Below are 21,217 nucleotides of genomic sequence, written 5' to 3'. Positions count from 1 at the left end.
TCAGAGAGAATAGAAGAATGGGAGAGGAAAAAATGAGAAAATCACTGAAACAAAAAATAGTAAGCTCCTTGCTTGCTGTATCACTCGCCGTTAGCTTGGCTCCAATCGGACAAGCAAAAGCTGATTCCACGTCAGAAATTACACAGACTCCACCTATTACAAAACAAGTTGATGCAAACAGCGCCATCGAGCATATCCGTTTCTTATCCGAAACAATCGGTCCCCGTCCAGGTGGTACAAAATCAGAAGAATGGGCTTCTCGCTATGTTGGTATGAAGCTTAAATCAATGGGATATGAAGTAGAGTATCAGCCCTTTCAAGTGCCGGATCAATACGTTGGATTTATCGAATCACCATTAGGGACAAAGCGTAATTGGCAAGCTGGTGCTGCTCCAAATGCACTAATTTCTACAGAAGCTGTTACAGCTCCGCTTATCTTTGTTCAAGGTGGTACAAAATTAGACGATATTCCAAATGAGGTAAACGGAAAAATTGTTTTATTCGAAAGAGGTGCAACAGTAGCAGATTATAATAAACAGGTTGAAAATGCTGTTAGTAAAGGGGCAAAAGGTGTTCTGTTATACAGCTTAATTGGCGGACGCGGGAACTATGGACAAACTTTCAATCCTCGCTTAACTAAAAAACAGGCTATCCCTGTCTTCGGTCTTGCTTATGCTCAAGGAAATGCATTTAAAGAAGAAATCGCTAAAAAAGAGACAACAATTCTTTCCCTAAAAGCGAGACATGAATCTAATCTGACATCCTTAAATGTCATCGCTAAAAAGAAACCAAAAAATAGTACAGGTAATGAAAAGGCCGTCGTTGTAAGTTCACACTACGATAGTGTCGTTGGAGCACCTGGGGCAAATGATAATGCTTCTGGTACAGGATTAGTATTAGAACTGGCTCGTGCTTTTCAAAATGTAGAAACTGATAAAGAAATTCGTTTTATTGCTTTTGGTTCTGAGGAAACTGGCTTACTTGGCTCTGATTATTATGTTAATAGCCTGTCCCAAAAGGAACGTGATCGAATTTTAGGTGTCTTTAACGCAGACATGGTTGCAACAAATTATGATAAAGCAAAAAATTTATATGCAATGACTCCTGATGGCTCAACAAACCTTGTAACAGATGCTGCCTTACAAGCAGGTAAACAATTAAATAATGATCTCGTTCTCCAAGGAAAATTTGGCTCTAGTGATCACGTACCATTTGCTGAAGTGGGTATTCCTTCTGCACTATTTATTTGGATGGGCGTCGATAGTTGGAATCCATTAATCTATCATATCGAAAAGGTATATCACACGCCTCAAGATAATGTATTAGAAAACATTTCGCCTGAACGTATGAAAATGGCATTGGAAGTTATCGGAACTGGTGTTTATAACACTCTTCAAAAACCTGTTACTCAAACAGGTCAAAAAGCAGCTTAATACAGATCAAAAAAGGCAACCACATGTTATTGTGATTGCCTTTTTATAAACTTCTGCTTTTCTTTATTGTCCAGCTCCAGCGGCTAGAATATTCGGTGGTTTCGCGCCTTCCTCTGAGGCAAAATACGCCTCTCTGTCAGGAGCTCCATCCACCTCCTATTCTGAACGAGCCGCTTCCGCTTTTCTTTATTACATTTTTTCTGGTGCAGATACTCCTACGATTGCTAATGCATTTTGAAGTGTCGTGCGTACTGCTTTCATTAATTCGTAACGAGCTTTACTTAATTCTAAGTTATCTTGGTTTAATACTTTTTCTGCATTGTAGAAGCTGTGTAATGCTGCTGCTAATTCAAATGCATAGCTTGTAATGCGGTGTGGCAGACGCTTTTGCGCTGCATCCGCAACTACAGCTGGGAATTCACCCAGTTTTTTCAGTAACTCTACTTCTTTCTCAGAAGTAACAAGTTTGTAATTCACGTCTCCGCCTGTAGCTAATCCTAGCTCTTCACCTTGACGAAGGATACTGCATACACGAGCATGTGCATATTGTGCATAGTATACTGGGTTTTCATTAGATTTTGATACAGCTAAGTCCATATCGAAGTCTAAATGAGAATCACCGCTACGCATTGCGAAGAAGTAACGCATTGCGTCCACGCCTACTTCTTCCATAAGCTCACGAAGTGTAACTGCTTTACCTGTACGCTTACTCATTTTCATTTTTTCACCATTTTGGTACAGTTGTACCATTTGGATGATTTCTACTTCAAGTGTTTCTTTATCGTAGCCTAGTGCTTGAATAGCAGCTTTCATACGAGGAATGTAACCGTGGTGGTCAGCACCCCAAATGTTGATTAGCTTATCGAAACCACGCTCTAATTTATCACGGTGATAAGCGATATCTGGCGTTAAGTATGTGTAAGAACCGTCATTTTTAATTAATACACGGTTTTTGTCGTCACCGTAAGTCATCGAACGGAACCAAGTTGCTCCGCCTTCTTCAAAGATTTCGTCACGCTCTTTTAATACAGCAAGAGCCTGATCAATTTTTCCGTTTTTGTATAATGATGTTTCTGAGAACCACACATCGAAGTTAACACGGAAGCTTGCTAAGTCTTTTTGAAGTTTTGCTAACTCATATTTTAAACCGTATGAACGATAGAATTCATAGCTTTCTTCTGCATCAGCTTTTGCATAACGATCGCCAAACTCTTCAGCTAAACGTTTACCGATTCCAATGATGTCCGCACCATGGTAACCGTCTTCTGGCATTTCTTTCTCTAAACCTAAAGCTTGCATGTAACGAGCTTCAACAGAAAGAGCTAAGTTATGAATTTGATTACCAGCATCATTAATGTAGTACTCACGAGATACATCATATCCTGCTTTTGCTAATACGTTACATAAAGTGTCACCTACTGCCGCACCACGTGCATGTCCTAAGTGAAGATCGCCTGTTGGATTCGCAGATACGAACTCAATTTGTACTTTTTCACCTTTACCAGTATTCGTTTCACCGTATGCTTCACCAGCGTTGACGATTGTTGGGATTAAGTCTGTTAAGTAGCTATTATCCATGTAGAAGTTAATGAAACCAGGACCAGCGATTTCAATTTTTTCAATAGAAGCTTTTGCTTTATCGAAGTTTGCAACTAATTCTTCTGCAATCATACGAGGTGCTTTTTTCGCAACGCGTGCAAGTTGCATTGCCATATTTGTAGAGAAGTCACCATTTGTTTTATCTTTTGGAGATTCTAATACAACGTTTGGAATTTGTTCTTCTGTCGCTAGTTCTGCCTTTAATACAGCAGCTTGAATTTCTTCTTTAATCAATCCTTTTACTTGTTCTAAAGAATTCATTATTTTGCCTCCTTCAAATTAAGTGTAATTGTATATCTGCCAGCTTCTTGTTCACTTAGAAGCAATGCGTACGTTAAGAAGAGTTGTCCTTTTTTCTTTTCATCCGACCATTTAAAAAGAACGTTATCAGTTTTCGTTTGCAATGCAAACGTACCAAGTTCACTCGTATACGTACCAGTTGTCCATTCACCTTTCACATGCGTCTGACGCATAGAAATAGCACCTGAACGCATAATGAGAACTTGTTCATCTTGAATTTTAATAATTGTTTTCACTTCGCCTTGTTCGTTCGGCTCTTGGAATGTTATATATGTACCTTGACCTTTTACATAGTATTGACCATTTGCTTCAAAAGCAACGGTTTCCTTCCTCGCCCCTTCACGGATTTCTGTTACGAAATGAACGTGTACCGGCAAGCCTGCAAGTTGTTTCTTCACGTCTTGCACACCCTTCAAATGTTATAGATATTAAATACTACTTATAATAAATCACTTTTCCTATCATATCAAAAAAAGACTCTGTCTGTCTGCTGAAAAATCAGGAAAACTCCTTTTCAAAAAATAATTCACCTTCACTTTATTTCATATGTTAAAATATTTTTTAAATCTAAATATTCTTTTATTTTAAGGGGTGAATTTGGTGCTACCAACAAAATTTAAAAAAGGTGATGAAATAAGGGTTATTTCACCATCTTGTAGTTTAAGTATTGTCTCAAATGAAAACAGAGACCTTGCTATAAAAAGATTAACCGACATAGGCTTTCAAGTTACATTCTCAAAATATGCTGATGAGATAGATCGATTCGCTTCCTCTTCTATTTCTTCACGAGTTCAAGACCTCCACGAAGCATTTAGAGATCCTAATGTAAAAGCCATTTTGACGACACTTGGCGGATACAACTCTAACGGTTTATTGAAACATCTCGATTATGATTTAATTCGAGAAAATCCGAAAATTTTCTGCGGTTATTCTGATATTACCGCTTTAACTAACGCGATTTATGCTAAAACAGGCTTAGTTACATATTCAGGTCCTCACTTCTCTTCATTTGGAATGGAGAAAGGGCTCGATTATACGACCGATTACTTTTTAAAGTGCTTAACTTCTCATGAACCTATTGAAATACTACCAGCTGAAACTTGGAGCGATGACTCTTGGTATATGGATCAAGAAAATCGAGAATTTATTAAAAATGAAGGATATGTTTCGATTCAAGAAGGAGAAGCTACAGGGGATATTATCGGCGGCAATATGAGCACATTTAATTTACTGCAAGGTACACCATATATGCCAAGCTTACAGGGCAAAATTTTATTTCTTGAAGAGGATAGTTTAACAGGAAAATCTACCCTAAAAACTTTTGATCGATATTTACATTCTCTTATGCAGCAACCTGACTTTGAACATGTAAAAGGCATTGTTATAGGACGAATGCAAAAAGGAGCAGAATGTACGATAGAAGACATTCAAGAAATGATTGCTTCAAAGCCTGAACTTACACATATACCTATCATTGCAAATACAAGTTTCGGACATACAACTCCTATTTTTACTTTCCCAATTGGCGGAAGGGCAAAAATCATTTCTAATAAAGAAAGTTCAGCTATCACCATTTTAACTCACTAAAAAAGGAGCGAACGATTCGCTCCTTTTATGGTTTTTCTATTTTTTGCAACGCTTTTTGCGGGATTGATTCTTTCGAGATTTCAGCCCATCCTTTTCCCTGCATACCTTTTGCATAAATTTTTATAAAAGCACCCGTATGCAATTCACGGTTCACCATTCTTTTAATAACTTGTAGCTTTCCATCTTCTGTATACCCTTTAAATGTATACAAATATTCATCGTCTTTTTTTTCACTTTTATCTATAACAGCATAATAATCTTGTATTTCTTTATTTGAAAAGAAGTTGTCTACAAAAGCATGCACACCTTCTGTTTTCGTGTTTAAATAATATGCTGTTCCTCCTAAAATAATGGCGAACACAGCTAAAACTTTAATTACCAATTTCATAAATGCGCCTCCTGTTTGCACTTCTTTCTCACTAACTGTCTGTCTATACCTGTATTATACGAAAAAAGGCATACTATACTCTATCGAAATGCCTTACACTTTCCTTACATTATTGTAAGAGTTTTTCACCTTACAGCAATTTCCCAATAAAAATTTTTTCCGTTTAACAAACTTTTATATTATTATTGAATGATACAAATTTTTATTACAAAAATCAAAGGAGACAGTTTTCAAATGGCTATCTTGCAAGGTTTAGCACTATTACTTGTTGTACTTTGTCTATTTACACTTTTCAGTTACCGTGCGCCTTACGGAATGAAAGCAATGGGCGCTTTAGCTAATGCAGCAATCGCAAGTTTTCTTATTGAAGCATTTCACCGTTATATTGGTGGAGAAATGTTTCATAATGACTTTTTACAATCAGTAGGAGAAGCTTCTGGTAGTATGAGCGGTGTCGCAGCGGCAATTTTAGTCGCATTGGCAATCGGTGTCTCACCCGTATACGCTGTTTTAATCGGTATCGCTACTAGCGGATTCGGTATTTTACCAGGATTTTTCGCTGGATACGTTTGTGCTTTCGTCGTAAAATTTCTCGAAAAGAAATTACCAGCTGGTGTAGAATTTTTAGCAATCCTATGTATTGCCGCACCAATTTCACGCGGAATGGCCATGCTTATGGATCCACTCGTTAACGCAACACTTGGTAAAATCGGTTCTATGATTTCAGTTGCGACTACAGAAAGTCCTATCATTATGGGTATTATGCTTGGTGGATTAATAACAGTTATTTCTACATCTCCATTAAGTTCTATGGCACTAACTGCAATGCTTGGATTAACTGGTTTACCAATGGCAATTGGTAGTCTTGCCGTAGCAGCTTCTGCCCCAATGAACTTCATTTTCTTTAAGCGACTAAAAATCTGTTCAAAGAAAGATACAATCGCCGTGGCAATCGAGCCGTTAACACAGGCCGATGTTGTCTCAGCAAATCCAATTCCTATCTATATGACAAACTTTGTTGGCGGTGCGCTTGCCGGTATTATTACGTCGCTATTCCAGCTCGTTAATAATGCACCAGGGACAGCATCACCAATTCCAGGACTTCTCGTACTGTTCGGATTTAATGATGTAATAAAAGTAACGATTGCTGCCGTATTATGTGGAATCGTTACCACTATTGTTGGATACGTCGGTTCCATTGTGTTCCGCAAATATCCAATCCGTTCTGCTGATGAAATTCGCGGAATTACTTCGGAAGAGAAAGTTGCGTAAAGAAAGGGAGCTATTCTCATCGTTTGAGAATAGCTCTTTTTTATGTCGCATGACGGTAAGTGAAATTATATTGAACACAACTCCGCATATATCGACGTTTCGACAAAGGATATCGACTTAACTACTAAATAAGACAATAATAACCTACCTATTAATAAAAGAAGCCGGCTCAAAACACTTTTTGAGTCGGCTTCACTTTTACTTTATCTAGCTACAGCGGCTAGAATGTTCGGTGGCTTCACTTCTTCCTTCGAGGCAAAAAACGCCTCTACGTCTGAAGCTCCATCCCCCTCACATTCTGAGCAAGCTGCCTCCGCTTTTACTTCACCCAACCGAGCAGCATTTCCCGCACGAATTTGCTTGCTGCGATTGGTGTTTGATCACTATGATCGTAGACTGGAGCTACTTCTACTAAGTCTGCTCCGACTACTTTTATATTTGAATTTGCAATTGCTACGATGGACTCTAATAGTTCTTTAGATGTGATGCCTCCAGCTTCTAATGTTCCTGTTCCAGGAGCGTGAGCTGGGTCTAATACATCTATGTCAATTGTGACATAGACTGGGCGTCCTGCAAGTTTCGGTAATACTTCCTTTAACGGTTCTAATACGTCAAATTTATATAAATTCATACCTACTTCTTTTGCCCATTCGAATTCTTCCTTCATTCCAGAACGAATACCGAAAGAATATACGTTTTCCGGACCAATTAAATCGCACACTTTACGAATTGGTGTAGAGTGAGATAAAGGCTCTCCCTCATATGACTCACGTAAGTCAGTATGAGCATCCATATGGATGATTGCTAAATCCGGATATTTTTTTGCCATTGCCTTAAAAATTGGCCAAGACACTAAGTGCTCTCCGCCGAGACCTAGTGGAAACTTACCGGCACCTAATAGTTTTGTTACATATTCTTCAATCATGTCTATGCTGCGCTGTGGATTCCCAAATGGTAATGGGATATCACCCGCATCAAAATATTTTACCTCTTCTAGTTCACGATCTAAATACGGACTATATTCCTCAAGACCGATTGATACTTCACGAATACGTGCAGGGCCAAAGCGAGATCCTGGACGGAAACTTACTGTCCAATCCATAGGCATCCCGTAAATAACTGCCTCTGACTCTTCAAAACTTGGATGACTTTTAATAAATACTTTACCTGAATAAGCTTCATCAAAACGCATATTCTTTTCCTCCTTATGTGGAACTTAAGGTATCCCAACCTTTCACTATTTCTCAAATTTGGAGCGCATTGCTCCTCTTTCTCGATTTACCTGGGCCTTCTTGTTATCACAAGAAGACTACTTCATTTGTAGCAGTGTAAGTAACTAGCATGTTCAAGCCTTCTAGACAAACACCTTAAATGAGTTACTTACACTTTATTTATTTCAATTTAACGCTCTTACTTAATTAAACCGCCAACAAATTTCGGTAATGCGAATGCTGCATTGTGTAATTCTTTTGTGTAATATTTCGTTTCGATTTCATGGAAACGCTCTTCACTTACTTCTAATGGATCATGTTTTTTAGATCCGATTGTGAACGTCCAAAGTCCACTTGGATACGTCGGAATGTTTGCTGTGTATAGACGAGTAATTGGGAAAATCTCTTTTACGTCTTTAAACACAGTTGTAATTAGTTCTGGTGTAAACCAAGGGTTGTCCGTTTGGGCAACGAAAATACCATCTTCTTTTAACGCTTTTGAAATTCCAGCGTAGAAGCCTTTTGTAAATAAGTTTACTGCTGGACCTACTGGCTCAGTAGAATCTACCATAATTACGTCATATTCGTTTTCGCTTTCTGCGATGTGTAGGAAACCGTCTCCTACTTTTACTTCTACACGCTCATCATCTAATGCACCTGCAATTGATGGTAAGTACTGCTTAGAGTACTCAATTACTTTTCCATCGATTTCAACAAGAGTTGCTTTCTTCACGCTTGGGTGTTTTAACACTTCACGAATAACACCACCATCGCCACCACCAACAACTAATACGTTCTCAGGGTTTGGATGTGTAAATAAAGGTACGTGCGCTACCATTTCATGATAAACGAACTCGTCCTTTTCTGTCGTCATAACCATGCCGTCTAAAATAAGCATGTTTCCGAACTCTTCCGTTTCAACCATATCAAGCTTTTGAAATTCTGTTTGCTCCGTATGTAATGTGCGGTTAATACGCGCCGTAATTCCAAAATGCTTTGTTTGTTTTTCAGTGAACCATAGTTCCATCGTACAATCACGCCTTTCGCTGCAAATTTATAATGGGGACATCATTAATGTCCCCTACCAAAAATAAAACAAAACATCCAAAAAGTATAGTTAAAAGTAAAAAAATACCGAAAATATATTTTAGTCAGAGGGTTCTAACATATATGTAAAAAGGGTTTGCTCTGTAATAGGAAAGAAAACCCTTTCTTAAGAAAGGGCTTCTGTCTCTATTTCTACCGGTTTACGAATCGGAATTAAGATCATTACGCAACCAACTAACACAACAATTCCACCGACTAAAAACGGACTTTGTGGTGAAACTGTATGACCGATGACTCCTGATAAAATTGGAGCAATCGCGCCCCCTAACCAACGAACGAAGTTATAAACACCTGATGTAACAGATCTTTCATAAGGTGAAATATCCATTACATAACTTGTAAATAACGCGTTATTTAAGCCTGATGCTAATCCTGATAGAACGATTAATACGATTTGTAACCACATAATTTTAACGAAGAATAGTGCAATTAAGAAAATCGCAAATACGAGTAAACTACCTTTTAACAATGTTTTCGGTTCATATTTACCTTCTAGCTTATGCGCTAAAATTGCTGATCCGTAAGCTAATGCTAATCCCCATCCGCAAAATACAAATCCTAATTGAATAGCAGATAAATGCATAATAAGTGGTGAATATGCTAACACGACGAAAAATCCGTAGTAATATAACATCCCGGAAATGGCACCTTGCATAAAAGGTTTATACTTCACCAGGTTAAGTAATTCACCTACGCCTGCTGCTTTACGCTTCACTTTTCGCTCCGGTTCTTTTACAAAAAAGAAAACTAAAATAAATGCTAAAAAAATTAAAATACTCGTCGCAAAAAATGGGTAACGCCAAGAATGTCCACCTAATATACCACCTAACAATGGGCCACCTGCCATCCCTAAACCGATAGCTGCTTCATATAATCCTACTGCTTCATGAACTTCTTTACTTAATGCAATTAGTAATGTCATCGCCGTTGCGAAGAACATCGCATTTCCTAATCCCCACCCCGCGCGGAAAAGAGATAATTGAGCAATCGTTTGCGATATACCACATATAAATGCAAATACAGTTACAATCGCAAGACCGATTGTCATCATTCGTTTATCACCAAATCTTGATGCAAATATTCCAGCTGGTAACATCATAATTGCCATCGTTAAAATATAAGCTGTAAATAACATCTCGACTTGCCAATGCGAAGCACCAATTTGTTCAGCAATACTTGGTAAAATTGGGTCGACTACTCCTATACCTGAAAAGGCAAGGAAGGTAGCCACCACTGTAATCAATCTCCCTAATTTTTGTTTGCTCTCCATTTTGATTACTCTCCTTTTGTATTCTCTAAAAATGTAACTGCACGGCTTAAACTATCCTCTAGCTCTGCCTTAACACGCTGCATTTGCTCCATTTTTTCGTCTAACGTTTGCACTTGTTTTTCAAGCATCTCTTTAATTTCTTGAATCACTTCACGGTCACGCGGATTCTCACTATTTCTTCTTTGTTCCATTCTTTCTTTTAACGATAAGAAATGTTGCATTTCTTGAAGCGTAATTCCTAGTACTTCTTTCGCTTCCACAATCCTTTTAATTCTCGCAATGTCCTCGTCTGTATACAGGCGAATGTTCCCCTCACTTCGTTCTGGGGGATGAATTAAACCAATTTCCTCATAATAACGAAGTGTACGCTTTGTTAAACCAACTTGCTTTGTTACTTCATCGATTTTATACATGTTTATTCCTCCCTTCACTTGATTGTTACATTTTACGTTAACGTTAACTTTTATGCAACTGTTAGACTTTTGTAAATGTTTGTCCTATTCAATTGTATTTTTCCCAAGGCAGTTTCATAATGAAGAAAAAGAGATGATAAGGAGATTTTCACATGAATAAACCACTTATTTTCGCTCACCGCGGGGTAAAAGGGACACATCCAGAGAATACGATGATTGCCTTTCAAGAAGCCGAACGCATTGGTGCTCATGGAATTGAACTTGATGTCCATTTATCAAAAGATGGTGAACTTGTCGTAATTCACGACGAAACCGTCGATCGTACAACAAATGGCATAGGACTTGTTTCTGAAAAAACTGTAGAGGAATTACAAGCTTTAGATGCTGGTAGCCATAAAGATCCTTCTTTCCATGAGGCGAAAATCCCAACATTACGAGAAGTATTTATTTGGCTCTCTACAACAAATTTACAACTTAACATTGAATTAAAAACAGATGTTCTTCATTATCCAGATATTGAAGAAAAAGTTGTTGCTCTTGTTCGTGAATACCATCTATCCAATCAAATTGCATTTTCATCATTTAACCACGATTCCGTTTCATTATTAGCAGAAATTGCTCCAGAAATTCCAAGAGCGATTTTGTACGATACACCACTTGCAGATCCTATTGCTGAAGCAAAAAGGCGCGAGGCGACTGGATTACATCCAAACTTTCAATTATTAACGAAAGAGTTTGTCCAATTAGCACAGGGGCAAGGATACGTTTTTCGTCCTTACACCATTAATGAATATAAAGATTTACAAACTATGATTGACTATGGTGTAGATGTCATCATTACCGATTGGCCAGCACGTGCCTTTGAGCTCCTTTCTTAATTGAAGGGGCTTTTTTGTTTTCAAAATTTCATTGTTTAAAATAAACGAAAACCCTCAATACTAATACAATAATGCTTGTATTAATGAGGGGCTGAAAAAGATGGATCAAACTATGAATCCAAAACTTAAAAAATATAAACGTCTTTTCTTCACCGTAATGTTTTCTTGTGTTCTTTTTTTCGTTTTTTCCTTTTTTATTATCATTATAGCTGCAAAAATTATGGGGCCTCCCCCTGTTGCAGTGCCGCAAACGAGTGTCTTTTACGCTAATGATGACACTGTTATAGGACAAAGTAACGAAACACAAAAGCGCTATAATGTATCTCTTGATGAAATTTCTCCTTATGTAAAAGAGGCAACACTATCTATTGAAGATCAACGATTCTACAAACATCATGGATTTGATATAAAGCGCATTGTTGGTGCCATTGTTGCCGATTTAAAAGCAATGGCAAAAGTACAAGGTGCTAGTACTATTACACAACAGTATGCTCGTAACCTATACTTAGATCATGATAAAACGTGGAAGCGTAAACTATTAGAGGCAATGTATACCGTTCGCCTTGAAGTGAACTATAATAAAAATCATATTTTAGAAGGATATTTAAATACAATTTATTACGGGCATGGTGCTTACGGAATCGAAGCTGCTTCTCGCCTTTATTTCGATAAAACTGCAAAAGAATTAACATTAGCAGAAGCTAGTATGCTCGCAGGCATTCCGAAAGGACCTAGCTTCTACTCTCCCTTTTTAAAAGAAAAGCGTGCTAAAGGGCGTCAATCTCTCATATTAGATGAAATGGTAGAACAAGGTTATATTACAAAACAGCAAGCTACCTTAGCGAAAAAGGAAACACTTACTTTTGCTTCATTGGATACGAAAAAAGTTGCAGAAATTGCACCTTACTTCCAAGATGCTGTACAAGCTTCTCTTCTTCGTGATATCGGATTAGATGAGCAAGCCTTACAGCGAGGTGGCTTACGTATTTATACAACGCTAGACCCTAAATTACAATCTGTAGCAGAGCAAGCTGTAAAAAATCATATACCTGAAACAACAAACATCCAAACTGCCCTCGTCTCTATGAATCCAAAAACGGGTGAAGTGGCCGCCCTTGTTGGTGGAACTGATTATAATACGAGTCAATTTAACAGAGCTACACAAGCCGCTCGTCAGCCCGGCTCTACATTTAAGCCATTCCTATATTACGCAGCCTTAGAACGAGGATTCACCCCTGCTACGCGCTTAAAAAGCGAATACACTGTATTCACTTTAGGTGACGGTGTTTCCAAATATAAACCGAAAAATTATAAAAACTATTATGCAGACGACTTTGTGACAATGGCACAAGCACTCGCTGTTTCTGATAACGTATATGCTGTGAAGACAAATCTATTTTTAGGCGAAGACATTCTTACAAAAACAGCGAAGCAATTCGGTATTACTAGCGCATTAAAAGATGTTCCGTCTCTTGCTCTCGGCACATCTCCTGTAAAACCAATTGAAATGGTCAATGCTTATAGCATGTTTGCAAACGGCGGGAAAGAAGTAAAACCAATCTTTATAAGGCGCATCGTTGATCACGAAGGAAATATGCTATACGACGCTCATTTAGAAAGTAAACAAGTTCTAGATAAAAGCAAAGCCTTTGTGATGGAAGAAATGATGGCAGGTATGTTTAATAAAAAACTAAGCAGTTATGCCGCTGTGACCGGTCAATCGATGTTATCAAAATTATCAAGAACATATGCTGGAAAGTCTGGTTCTACAGAAACTGATAGTTGGATGATTGGATTTACCCCGCAGCTCGTAACAGGGGTTTGGATTGGATACGATCAACCTAAATCCATTTCAAACGTAGCAGAACAAGGATACGCAAAAAAAATATGGACCGATACAATGGAAAAAGGATTAGATGGACAGCCTAAACAAGAATTCAAACAACCAGCAGATGTTGTTGCAGTCGATGTTAATCCTGAAAACGGTAAGATTGCTACAAAAAACTGTCCCATTTCTGTGAAAATGTATTTCGCAAAAGGTACAGAGCCAACAGAGTATTGTATGGATCACGTTGATGATAAGGAAGAGTTCGAAAAGGTTAGTGAAGAGAAGAAAAAGGCGGGTTGGTGGAAAAAATATCTCCCGTGGTAAAAAAATAGCTGACGGAAATCCGTCAGCTATTTTTATTCGCCTAATAATGCGTGGCGCAATTCTTCACTAGATTCGTTCCAAATTGCTTCATTATGCTCTTTTAAGAATGTACCAAGTACTTTTTTAGATGATTCATCCATATGATCAATCATGATGTGACGCTTTAGTGATTTATCCATTTTGTTTACATGCTCTGGAAGTGATTTATATCCGCGGCGAATTTCACGATCAACTGTCATTTCACAGGCTGTTGCACCTGCGTAATAAGCACCGTTTGGTGTTCTTTCAATTGTTACCCAAACGAGCCAAAACGGTTTTCCGTTTGGAACTTCATCTTTATTTGTTAAAAACTTAATTCCTTTTTCTACTGTACTACGCGCATGCATCGCACCGATATCAACGAACGCAGTTTTCTCTAATACATCAACAAATACAGGAGAAATATTTTCTAAACTTAATGCCCCAACGCCAAAACCACCATGTCCATCTGTTGAATCATTTTTCACGATATTAAAACCGATTTTTTTCTTTTTCTCTGTCATATGTAAACTCCTCCTCACTTAATGATTAAAAAAGCCTGAAAATAGGCGCAATGATATTTTGTAAAAATACTAATACATATGGAATAACAACATTGAAAATAGGTTGAATTGTGTAATTGCTAAGCGGTGTAATAACAAGAATTAATAACGCAATTGATCCATACTTTTCATACTGTGTCATTTTCGCACGAATATTTGCTGGTGCTAAATCTTCCACAACGCGATACCCATCAAGTGGCGGGATTGGTAATAAGTTAAATACAAGTAAAACAATATTAAGCATAATAAAAATTTGGAAAAATTGATCCAGCGTATCTGCTACTGCAAGTGGCATCGCATTTAACACACCAAATGTTATTAAGCTATACCAAATAATTAAACCAATTGCACTTAAAATAAGATTACTTATCGGTCCCGCAATAGAAACTAATATTCCTGCAAGACGCGGTCTTTTAAAGTTATATGGGTTAACAGGCACGGGTCTTGCCCAACCGAATCCAAGAATTAATACAGCAATCATCCCGATAGGATCTAAATGAGCCATCGGTGATAACGTTAACCGTCCTTGTTTTTTCGCTGTATCGTCTCCAAATTTATATGCAACATACGCATGTGCAAATTCATGCACAGATAGCGCAATAATAATCGCCATTGCTACCAATGGAATTTGTTGCAACGGGTATCTAAATAACTGATCCATAACTCATCTCCTCTTCAATATGTCAAAAAAAGAAATTATTTGTTTTTCCGATTGTTCTTCTTCATAATCCGCTATAATAAGAGTGTAACTTACATAAAAGGAGCGATTGTACATGCCATACGTAACAGTGAAAATGCTAGAAGGACGCACAGAAGAACAAAAGAAAGCTCTTGCTGAGAAAGTAACCGCAGCAGTAAGCGAAACAACTGGTGCTCCTGAAGAAAACATCGTTGTTTTCATCGAAGAAATGTCTAAAAACCATTATGCAGTTGGCGGAAAACGCTTAAGCGACAAATAATTTCAAGTTTTTTCATAAGAAGCAGCTCTTAGCTGCTTCTTATTTCTTTCCTTCTAACAACTCGATAATTCTCTCTTTATATTTTCCTTTTCTTCCATCTTCATAGATTAAATCATGCGGATAGAATAACTTTTGATCCGTTCTCTTCTTACCCGTAATCGCCTCAACAATATCCGATTCACGCGAAAGCTCTCTAAGTTCCCCATTCGGCATAAGGAGTAAGATTGGCAGACGCTCTTCTTCTTCTCCTGCACGGTAAAAGTCATACGGTAAGTCTGATGTTGAATCAACAACTAAATAATACTCTGGATCTAGTCCAATCTTCTTAAATAAGCTACTTAATTCCATCCAATTATCTAAACCGTGCTTATCTGTAAACTCTACATATTTAAATAGATTTCGATTCATAAAACGACGGCATAAGTCACTTAAAATTGGATCTTCTTCCTCTTGCCATACTTGGAAGTAATAATACATTACGTTCTCGTCTAACTTTAAATAATCCTCTACTGTCACTTCTTCTTCAAATAAAGAATAGAAATGAACAGGATGATATTTAAACGCATAATACTTCTCATGCAACGATTTAGCTCGGTGTAAAATCTTCGTTAAAATAACTTCTGCACTACGTGTTACCGGATGAAAATATACTTGCCAATACATTTGATAACGGCTCATAATATAATGCTCTACAGCATGCATACCACTATTTTTAATGACAACTTGATTACCGTACGGGCGCATGACACGCAGTATACGTTCCATATCAAAATTCCCATACTTTACGCCAGTAAAATATGCATCTCTTAATAAATAATCCATACGATCAGCATCAATTTGGCTTGAAATCATACTAATCGCTAATTTATTAGTAGATGTTTTCGCAATTACATCTGCTACCTTTTGCGGAAACTCCTTATCAACACGGCTTAACACATCGTTAATTTCCGTATTGCCCACGATAATCTTTTGCGTAAATTTCTCATGATCTAACGAAAATACTTTTTCAAACGAGTGAGAAAACGGGCCGTGACCGACATCATGAAGTAATGCCGCACATAAACATAATAATCTATCTTCAGCATTCCAATTTGGTCTGCCATCAAACACATCATCAATCATACGACGAATAATTTCATATACACCTAACGAATGAGTAAAGCGACTATGCTCTGCACCGTGAAATGTAAAAAATGTCGTTCCAAGCTGCTTAATACGGCGCAAGCGTTGAAATTCTTTCGTTCCGATTAAATCCCAAATAACACGATCACGCACGTGCACATATTTATGTACTGGGTCTTTAAACACTTTTGTTTCGCTGAGTTTGTCGTTTAAATATACCACCTTCCGACATCCCCCTTTCTTTACTGCATTCTTACTATATATTATAAACGATATAGGAAACAGAAAGAAATGAAAGACTGTATTAATTCCTTGTATATAAAGAAAAATCACTTTTACCGAAGTAAAAGTGATTTTTCTTTATATATTATTTTCCTAAAACAAACTCAGCAACTTCGTCTAAGATCATTTCTTTACCTAGTGGGAAGTATCCTTTATTTAGGTCTTCATTGCTAATTGTAAATACGTGGTTGTTTTTAACAGCGTTCATGTTTTTCCAAATTGATTCTTCTTGGAATTCTTTTAAGCGCTGAGAACCATCACCCGTTGTAAATACGAATAAGTAATCTGGGTTGTAATCAATTAAAGCTTCTTTTTGTACTTGTACTAGCGGTTTATCAGTTGGTGTACCTTTAACTGCTGGTAATTTTAAGTCATTAAAGATTACGCTACCGTAACCGTAGTCACCGTATACGCGGAATGCGTTTGGATATGCAGCCATTTTCATGAATGTTGCATCACCAGTTTTAGCGATGATTTTGTCATGTAATTTGCTTGCTTTTTCATCATACTGTTTGAACCATTCTTTTGTTTCTTTCTCTTTACCTAAGATTTGACCTACTTCTTCGAATTTTGGGCGCCATTGGTCTAATGGAGTTTTTAACATAACTGTTGGTGCAATTTTAGATAATTGATCATAAATTTTTTCTTGACGATTGTTTACAATAATTAAGTCTGGTTTTGCAGCAGCCACTGCTTCGATGTTAATTTTATCGCCCCAAGCAGAACCAACTGGTTTAACGTCTTTTAATTTATTTGCAATATGTGCATCAATTTTTTCTTGAGATGTATTAGCAGTAATAATTGGTTTCATACCAAAGATTAATAATTCTTCTGTTGAACCACTAAGGTCAGCAATTTTCTTTGGATTTGCAGGAATTTTAATTTCCCCTTTTGCGTGTTGTACAGTGCGCTCTTCAGTCTTCGCATCTGCTTTCTTTTCTTCTTCTTTGTTAGAACAAGCTGCAAATAGTACAGAAGTAACAACTAGTACCATTGCTAATAGTGCCATTTTAAAATTCTTCATATTCCGACTCCTTCTAGCTGTATTTCTCTTATAATTTGCATGTAACTATAAGAAACGAAAACAACATTTAATTAATATATTTTTATTAATTGTTGTTTATAACCCATTCTAACGGGCGTTCAACTTCCCATCCGTGGGTAAGAAGCTCAACGTCCATTAGAACTCCCCCTCTCACCTCTTTAAGAGGGGGAAATTCTATTAATTATGCTTTTTTACGCAATTGATTATTAATCATCGCTAAATCGTATGTTAAACAAATTGGTTTACAGTTTACTGGACATGGAACGATTTGAGCTTCGATTTCAAATACGTCACGAAGCGTTTCACTTGTCATAACTTCATCTGGCGTTCCTTGTTTCATTAACTTCCCAGCTTTTAATGCAATCATATGATCAGAGAAACGAGAAGCATGATTTAAATCGTGAATAACCATAACAATCGTTCTGCCTTCTTCTTTGTTTAACTTCTTCAGTAAGTTTAATACCTCAAGTTGATGAGCCATATCTAAGTATGTTGTTGGTTCATCTAACACGAGTAAATCTGTTCCTTGTGCAAGAGCCATCGCAATCCATACACGTTGACGTTGACCACCTGATAAAGCTTCTGCTGGACGATTTGCAAATTCTGTCATCCCCGTCACTTCAAGTGCCCAATGAATGTAGCGATAATCCTCTTCTTTCAATGTTCCAAATCCTTTTTGATGAGGAAAACGTCCATATGAAACAAGTTCAAACACAGTAAGGCCTGTTGGCACTTCTGCAGTTTGTGGTAAAATCGCCATTTTCTTTGCGATTTCTTTCGTTGGCTGTTTCTCAATTGCTTTTCCATCAAGATAAACAGTACCTCGTTTTGCTTTCAAAATACGAGAAGCCGTTTTTAATAATGTGGATTTCCCACAACCATTTGGTCCAATAATCGTTGTAATTTGTCCTTCCGGAATTTCAACCGTTAATCCATCTATAATTAACCCTTCATTATACCCAACAGATACCGCATCAACTGCTAAAGTTGCCATACAAAAAGCCTCCCTTTATTTTGTCCTCATAAGTAGATATATGAAATATGGTGCGCCAATTACAGAAATAACAAGACCGACCGGTATTTCTGAAGTTGGTAACACACTTCTGGAAATTACATCTGCAAATAAAAGTAAAAACGTTCCTATTAATGCAGCCGTTGGTAACATAATTTGATGTTTACCACCAACGAGGCTTCTCGCTAAATGCGGAGCCATTAAACCGATAAAACCAATACCGCCCGCAACAGCGACAGATGCACCAGCTAAACAAACTGCAATAAATAATAATTTACGTCTTTCCTTTTCTACGTTTACACCAAGACCAACTGCTGTAGAGTCGCCTAAATTCATTACATTTAATATGTGCGCTTTACTAATGGCCAGTGGTAAGAAAATAACCATCCATGGGAGTACACTTAGTACGAACTTCCAATCTGTTCCCCATAAACTTCCTGCCAACCAAATCGTTGCAAAACGGAAGTCGTTCGATGTCATCTTCATAGAAAAAATTAAACTAACAGCACCAAATCCGGCTGCAACAGCGATACCAACAAGAATTAATCGAGTGGATGAAACACCGTCTTTCCATGCTAGTAAATAAATAATAACCGCTGCTAATATCGCACCAACTAGCGCGAAGAATGGAAGAATAAATACAGATAAAAATGTACCAGTTCCAACTTTTCCAAAGAAAAAGTAGACGAATACTACAACTGTTAATCCCGCTCCGGCGTTAATACCGATAATACCTGGATCAGCAAGTGGATTTCGTGACAGCCCTTGCAAAATTGCACCTGACATAGCTAATGCAGAACCGACTAATATAGCAATAACCATACGTGGCATACGAAATTCAAATAAAATAACAGATTGATCTTCTGCACCTAATCCAACCAATGACTTTAATACATCCATTGGAGGTATTTTAAATGTTCCTGTATTTAAGCTTACTAAAAATACAGCAACGATTAATCCTACTAAAATCGTTAAAATAGAAACGTTCTTTTTTGTTAAGACACTCGTCCTCACATCTTTCCTCTCCCTTCGTTACGTGCTAAGTAGAGGAAGAATGGAACTCCAATTAGCGCTGTAATTGCTCCAATTGGAGTTTCAAATGGCGGATTAATAACGCGAGATAACATATCTGCACATTCAATTAACAATCCACCTAAGACCGCAGAACATGGAATAACCCATCTATAATCTGAGCCTACAAGGAAACGAGTCATATGTGGAATTACAAGACCAACAAATCCAACTGATCCTGCCATAGAAACCGCAGAACCCGTTAATACAAGAACAAGTACTGTTCCGATAAATTTAATTAATGTCGTATTTTGACCTAGCCCAATCGCGATTTCTTCACCAAAGCTTAAAATGGTAATATATCTCGACATCATAATTGCTATAATGAGACAAACAAGACCAATCGGTACTAACATATTAATACTTTGCCATTTCACTCCGGCAACGCCGCCTGCATTCCACATACTCACCTCTTGGGCAAGATTGAAGTACAATGCGATTCCAGATGAAATTGCTCCTAATAAAGCACTAATTGCAGCTCCAGCTAAAGCTAATTTCACAGGCGTTAATCCACCTGGTGAAGAAGTCCCAATGCCATATACAATGCTCGCTCCAAACGCAGCTCCAATAAAAGATGCGATAACAAACATTAAATAAGGTGAATTAGGGAAGAATGCATACATAATTGCAATCCCGAATACAGCACCATCTGTAATCCCCATTAATGATGGTGATGCAAGTGGATTCCGTGTCATCCCTTGCATAATTGCTCCTGACACTGCTAAAAAGGCACCTGCAACTACGCCCCCTATTGCTCTAGGCATGCGAAGTTCTTGAATTACGTTATGATGCGTTATAGACCCATCAAACTGAAATACAGCTTGCCAAACGGTCTTTAAACTAATATCTGCAGCACCAAACGAAATAGAAACTGCCATGCTTAAAGCTAACAAAATTGTGCCTGCTATTAAAATAATAGAGGCAACGAGCGGTCTGCTCTTAATCTCTTTAACATTCACATCTTGCTGTTCTATACTCCTTGCGCTCGCTTCCATCCCTCAACCATCCTAACCAACAACATATATTTAATAAAATGAAATTTATTCTCAAATAGTAATAAAAAAATTAGATGAATTGATTTTTTCCTGATAATGATTCTCAGAATCAGACACTTTCTATTCTACCTACCACGTCAAAAGACTGTCAACCATTATTTTGAAATACGAATTCATACAAAACGCTATCTTATGGACATAAAAAAAGAAGAGTAATCTGTTCACTCTTCTTTTTCTTACTTATTTAACTTTGCTTCAATTTTTATAATTAATTCGTCTTCTGTTGGAGCCGCAACTGGACGATTATTTACAAACGCGAATGATTTTTTACGACCAGGGCCACAGTAAGACTGACATGCAACCTCGATCGTTGCACATGAATCTACTTTTTTTAACTTCGGAATCAACGTTTTAACGTTCGTTGCCTGACAATCATCACACACACGAAATTCGTTTCCCATTATATATAACACTTCCTCTATTTTAAACTTTTCACAAGTACATTTAAAAATAAACACTAAATGGTATTTTACCGCTCTT

At 37.4% G+C, this 21,217-nt stretch carries 21 protein-coding genes; 6 read left to right on the top strand and 15 right to left on the bottom strand.

Features of this window, described 5'->3' with window-relative positions:
- The first annotated feature begins 32 nt into the window (after positions 1 to 32).
- Positions 33 to 1,433, top strand: a complete 1,401-nt coding sequence (locus ABH959_RS19765) for a M28 family metallopeptidase (protein WP_404493076.1) — start codon at positions 33 to 35, stop codon at positions 1,431 to 1,433.
- 189 nt (positions 1,434 to 1,622) lie between these two features.
- Here the strand turns inward: ABH959_RS19765 and argS are convergent, their stop codons facing one another.
- Both argS and ABH959_RS19755 read right to left on the bottom strand, forming a co-directional pair.
- A complete protein-coding gene (gene argS / locus ABH959_RS19760) occupies positions 1,623 to 3,293 on the bottom strand; it encodes an arginine--tRNA ligase (RefSeq protein ID WP_002016342.1) in 1,671 nt (556 codons plus the stop codon).
- Positions 3,293 to 3,730 carry a YwiB family protein gene (locus ABH959_RS19755; protein ID WP_002089794.1) on the bottom strand — a complete coding sequence of 146 codons (438 nt, stop codon included), beginning with the start codon at positions 3,728 to 3,730 and terminating at the stop codon, positions 3,293 to 3,295. Before ABH959_RS19755 ends, argS begins: the two co-directional genes overlap by 1 nt.
- 202 nt (positions 3,731 to 3,932) lie before the next feature.
- On the opposite strand from ABH959_RS19755, the gene ABH959_RS19750 reads away from it, so the two are divergent.
- On the top strand, positions 3,933 to 4,919 hold the full coding sequence (locus tag ABH959_RS19750) for a S66 family peptidase (RefSeq protein ID WP_219300798.1): 987 nt from the start codon (positions 3,933 to 3,935) through the stop codon (positions 4,917 to 4,919).
- A 25-nt stretch (positions 4,920 to 4,944) separates the two neighbouring features.
- Here the strand turns inward: ABH959_RS19750 and ABH959_RS19745 are convergent, their stop codons facing one another.
- Positions 4,945 to 5,307 (bottom strand): YxeA family protein, encoded by a 363-nt coding sequence (locus ABH959_RS19745; protein ID WP_002130097.1) that lies wholly within the window; start codon positions 5,305 to 5,307, stop codon positions 4,945 to 4,947.
- Positions 5,308 to 5,541: 234 nt separating this feature from the next.
- Between ABH959_RS19745 and ABH959_RS19740 the strand changes: the two genes are divergently transcribed.
- Entirely contained in the window at positions 5,542 to 6,579 is a 1,038-nt protein-coding gene (locus tag ABH959_RS19740) for a PTS sugar transporter subunit IIC (protein ID WP_002068536.1), read from the top strand.
- A 319-nt stretch (positions 6,580 to 6,898) separates the two neighbouring features.
- On the opposite strand, the gene speB is transcribed toward ABH959_RS19740, so the two are convergent.
- The 4 genes from speB to ABH959_RS19720 all read right to left on the bottom strand — a co-directional run bounded on the left by speB (position 6,899) and on the right by ABH959_RS19720 (position 10,580).
- Positions 6,899 to 7,771, bottom strand: a complete 873-nt coding sequence (gene speB / locus ABH959_RS19735; RefSeq protein WP_113936173.1) for an agmatinase — start codon at positions 7,769 to 7,771, stop codon at positions 6,899 to 6,901.
- 218 nt (positions 7,772 to 7,989) lie between these two features.
- Positions 7,990 to 8,817: a polyamine aminopropyltransferase gene (gene speE, locus ABH959_RS19730; RefSeq protein WP_404493075.1), complete on the bottom strand. Its 828-nt coding sequence runs from the start codon at positions 8,815 to 8,817 to the stop codon at positions 7,990 to 7,992.
- A gap of 186 nt (positions 8,818 to 9,003) precedes the next feature.
- Entirely contained in the window at positions 9,004 to 10,167 is a 1,164-nt protein-coding gene (locus ABH959_RS19725; protein ID WP_113936172.1) for an MFS transporter, read from the bottom strand.
- A 5-nt stretch (positions 10,168 to 10,172) separates the two neighbouring features.
- The gene (locus ABH959_RS19720) at positions 10,173 to 10,580 is read right to left on the bottom strand and encodes a MerR family transcriptional regulator (RefSeq protein WP_002016353.1); all 408 of its coding nucleotides are present in this window, start codon (positions 10,578 to 10,580) and stop codon (positions 10,173 to 10,175) included.
- A gap of 152 nt (positions 10,581 to 10,732) precedes the next feature.
- Here ABH959_RS19720 and ABH959_RS19715 point away from each other — a divergent pair, with 152 nt between their 5' ends.
- Together ABH959_RS19715 and ABH959_RS19710 are read left to right on the top strand one after the other, a co-directional pair.
- Positions 10,733 to 11,458: a glycerophosphodiester phosphodiesterase gene (locus ABH959_RS19715; RefSeq protein WP_404493074.1), complete on the top strand. Its 726-nt coding sequence runs from the start codon at positions 10,733 to 10,735 to the stop codon at positions 11,456 to 11,458.
- Positions 11,459 to 11,558: 100 nt separating this feature from the next.
- Entirely contained in the window at positions 11,559 to 13,610 is a 2,052-nt protein-coding gene (locus ABH959_RS19710; protein WP_404493073.1) for a transglycosylase domain-containing protein, read from the top strand.
- Between the two features lie 32 nt (positions 13,611 to 13,642).
- Here the strand turns inward: ABH959_RS19710 and ABH959_RS19705 are convergent, their stop codons facing one another.
- Positions 13,643 to 14,152: a YwhD family protein gene (locus tag ABH959_RS19705; RefSeq protein ID WP_002016357.1), complete on the bottom strand. Its 510-nt coding sequence runs from the start codon at positions 14,150 to 14,152 to the stop codon at positions 13,643 to 13,645.
- Positions 14,153 to 14,177: 25 nt separating this feature from the next.
- The gene (locus ABH959_RS19700; RefSeq protein ID WP_113936169.1) at positions 14,178 to 14,852 is read right to left on the bottom strand and encodes a site-2 protease family protein; all 675 of its coding nucleotides are present in this window, start codon (positions 14,850 to 14,852) and stop codon (positions 14,178 to 14,180) included.
- A 112-nt stretch (positions 14,853 to 14,964) separates the two neighbouring features.
- Between ABH959_RS19700 and ABH959_RS19695 the strand changes: the two genes are divergently transcribed.
- Complete coding sequence (locus ABH959_RS19695; RefSeq protein ID WP_001147171.1) at positions 14,965 to 15,150, top strand: 2-hydroxymuconate tautomerase; 186 nt, start codon at positions 14,965 to 14,967, stop codon at positions 15,148 to 15,150.
- A gap of 39 nt (positions 15,151 to 15,189) precedes the next feature.
- Here ABH959_RS19695 and ABH959_RS19690 read toward each other — a convergent pair whose 3' ends face one another.
- The 6 genes from ABH959_RS19690 to ABH959_RS19665 form a co-directional block, all read right to left on the bottom strand.
- A complete protein-coding gene (locus ABH959_RS19690) occupies positions 15,190 to 16,494 on the bottom strand; it encodes an HD domain-containing protein (protein ID WP_002089804.1) in 1,305 nt (434 codons plus the stop codon).
- A 145-nt stretch (positions 16,495 to 16,639) separates the two neighbouring features.
- Positions 16,640 to 17,578, bottom strand: a complete 939-nt coding sequence (locus ABH959_RS19685; protein WP_113936167.1) for an ABC transporter substrate-binding protein — start codon at positions 17,576 to 17,578, stop codon at positions 16,640 to 16,642.
- Between the two features lie 202 nt (positions 17,579 to 17,780).
- Positions 17,781 to 18,593 (bottom strand): ABC transporter ATP-binding protein, encoded by an 813-nt coding sequence (locus ABH959_RS19680; protein ID WP_113936166.1) that lies wholly within the window; start codon positions 18,591 to 18,593, stop codon positions 17,781 to 17,783.
- 15 nt (positions 18,594 to 18,608) lie between these two features.
- A complete protein-coding gene (locus ABH959_RS19675; protein ID WP_002089808.1) occupies positions 18,609 to 19,625 on the bottom strand; it encodes a FecCD family ABC transporter permease in 1,017 nt (338 codons plus the stop codon).
- Positions 19,622 to 20,677 (bottom strand): FecCD family ABC transporter permease, encoded by a 1,056-nt coding sequence (locus ABH959_RS19670; protein ID WP_002089809.1) that lies wholly within the window; start codon positions 20,675 to 20,677, stop codon positions 19,622 to 19,624. Before ABH959_RS19670 ends, ABH959_RS19675 begins: the two co-directional genes overlap by 4 nt.
- Positions 20,678 to 20,913: 236 nt before the next feature.
- Positions 20,914 to 21,138: a YuzB family protein gene (locus tag ABH959_RS19665; RefSeq protein ID WP_002089811.1), complete on the bottom strand. Its 225-nt coding sequence runs from the start codon at positions 21,136 to 21,138 to the stop codon at positions 20,914 to 20,916.
- Between the last annotated feature and the right edge of the window lie 79 nt (positions 21,139 to 21,217).

Source organism: Bacillus sp. RC51, assembly GCF_044908115.1.
Lineage (GTDB): Bacteria > Bacillota > Bacilli > Bacillales > Bacillaceae_G > Bacillus_A > Bacillus_A mycoides.
The sequence above is the reverse complement of the archived record's forward strand: the minus strand, read 5'-3'. Positions and strand labels throughout refer to the sequence as shown.

Bases quoted from the DNA above. Each gene is read 5' to 3' on its own strand.
- ABH959_RS19765 (WP_404493076.1), top strand. From the start codon at position 33: ATGAGAAAATCACTGAAACAAAAAATAGTAAGCTCCTTGCTTGCTGTA.
- ABH959_RS19740 (WP_002068536.1), top strand. From the start codon at position 5,542: ATGGCTATCTTGCAAGGTTTAGCACTATTACTTGTTGTACTTTGTCTA.
- ABH959_RS19745 (WP_002130097.1), bottom strand. From the start codon at position 5,307: ATGAAATTGGTAATTAAAGTTTTAGCTGTGTTCGCCATTATTTTAGGA.
- argS (WP_002016342.1), bottom strand. From the start codon at position 3,293: ATGAATTCTTTAGAACAAGTAAAAGGATTGATTAAAGAAGAAATTCAA.
- ABH959_RS19720 (WP_002016353.1), bottom strand. From the start codon at position 10,580: ATGTATAAAATCGATGAAGTAACAAAGCAAGTTGGTTTAACAAAGCGT.
- ABH959_RS19670 (WP_002089809.1), bottom strand. From the start codon at position 20,677: ATGGAAGCGAGCGCAAGGAGTATAGAACAGCAAGATGTGAATGTTAAA.
- ABH959_RS19685 (WP_113936167.1), bottom strand. From the start codon at position 17,578: ATGAAGAATTTTAAAATGGCACTATTAGCAATGGTACTAGTTGTTACT.
- ABH959_RS19680 (WP_113936166.1), bottom strand. From the start codon at position 18,593: ATGGCAACTTTAGCAGTTGATGCGGTATCTGTTGGGTATAATGAAGGG.
- ABH959_RS19705 (WP_002016357.1), bottom strand. From the start codon at position 14,152: ATGACAGAGAAAAAGAAAAAAATCGGTTTTAATATCGTGAAAAATGAT.
- ABH959_RS19695 (WP_001147171.1), top strand. From the start codon at position 14,965: ATGCCATACGTAACAGTGAAAATGCTAGAAGGACGCACAGAAGAACAA.
- ABH959_RS19725 (WP_113936172.1), bottom strand. From the start codon at position 10,167: ATGGAGAGCAAACAAAAATTAGGGAGATTGATTACAGTGGTGGCTACC.
- speB (WP_113936173.1), bottom strand. From the start codon at position 7,771: ATGCGTTTTGATGAAGCTTATTCAGGTAAAGTATTTATTAAAAGTCAT.
- ABH959_RS19700 (WP_113936169.1), bottom strand. From the start codon at position 14,852: ATGGATCAGTTATTTAGATACCCGTTGCAACAAATTCCATTGGTAGCA.
- ABH959_RS19665 (WP_002089811.1), bottom strand. From the start codon at position 21,138: ATGGGAAACGAATTTCGTGTGTGTGATGATTGTCAGGCAACGAACGTT.
- ABH959_RS19710 (WP_404493073.1), top strand. From the start codon at position 11,559: ATGGATCAAACTATGAATCCAAAACTTAAAAAATATAAACGTCTTTTC.
- speE (WP_404493075.1), bottom strand. From the start codon at position 8,817: ATGGAACTATGGTTCACTGAAAAACAAACAAAGCATTTTGGAATTACG.
- ABH959_RS19715 (WP_404493074.1), top strand. From the start codon at position 10,733: ATGAATAAACCACTTATTTTCGCTCACCGCGGGGTAAAAGGGACACAT.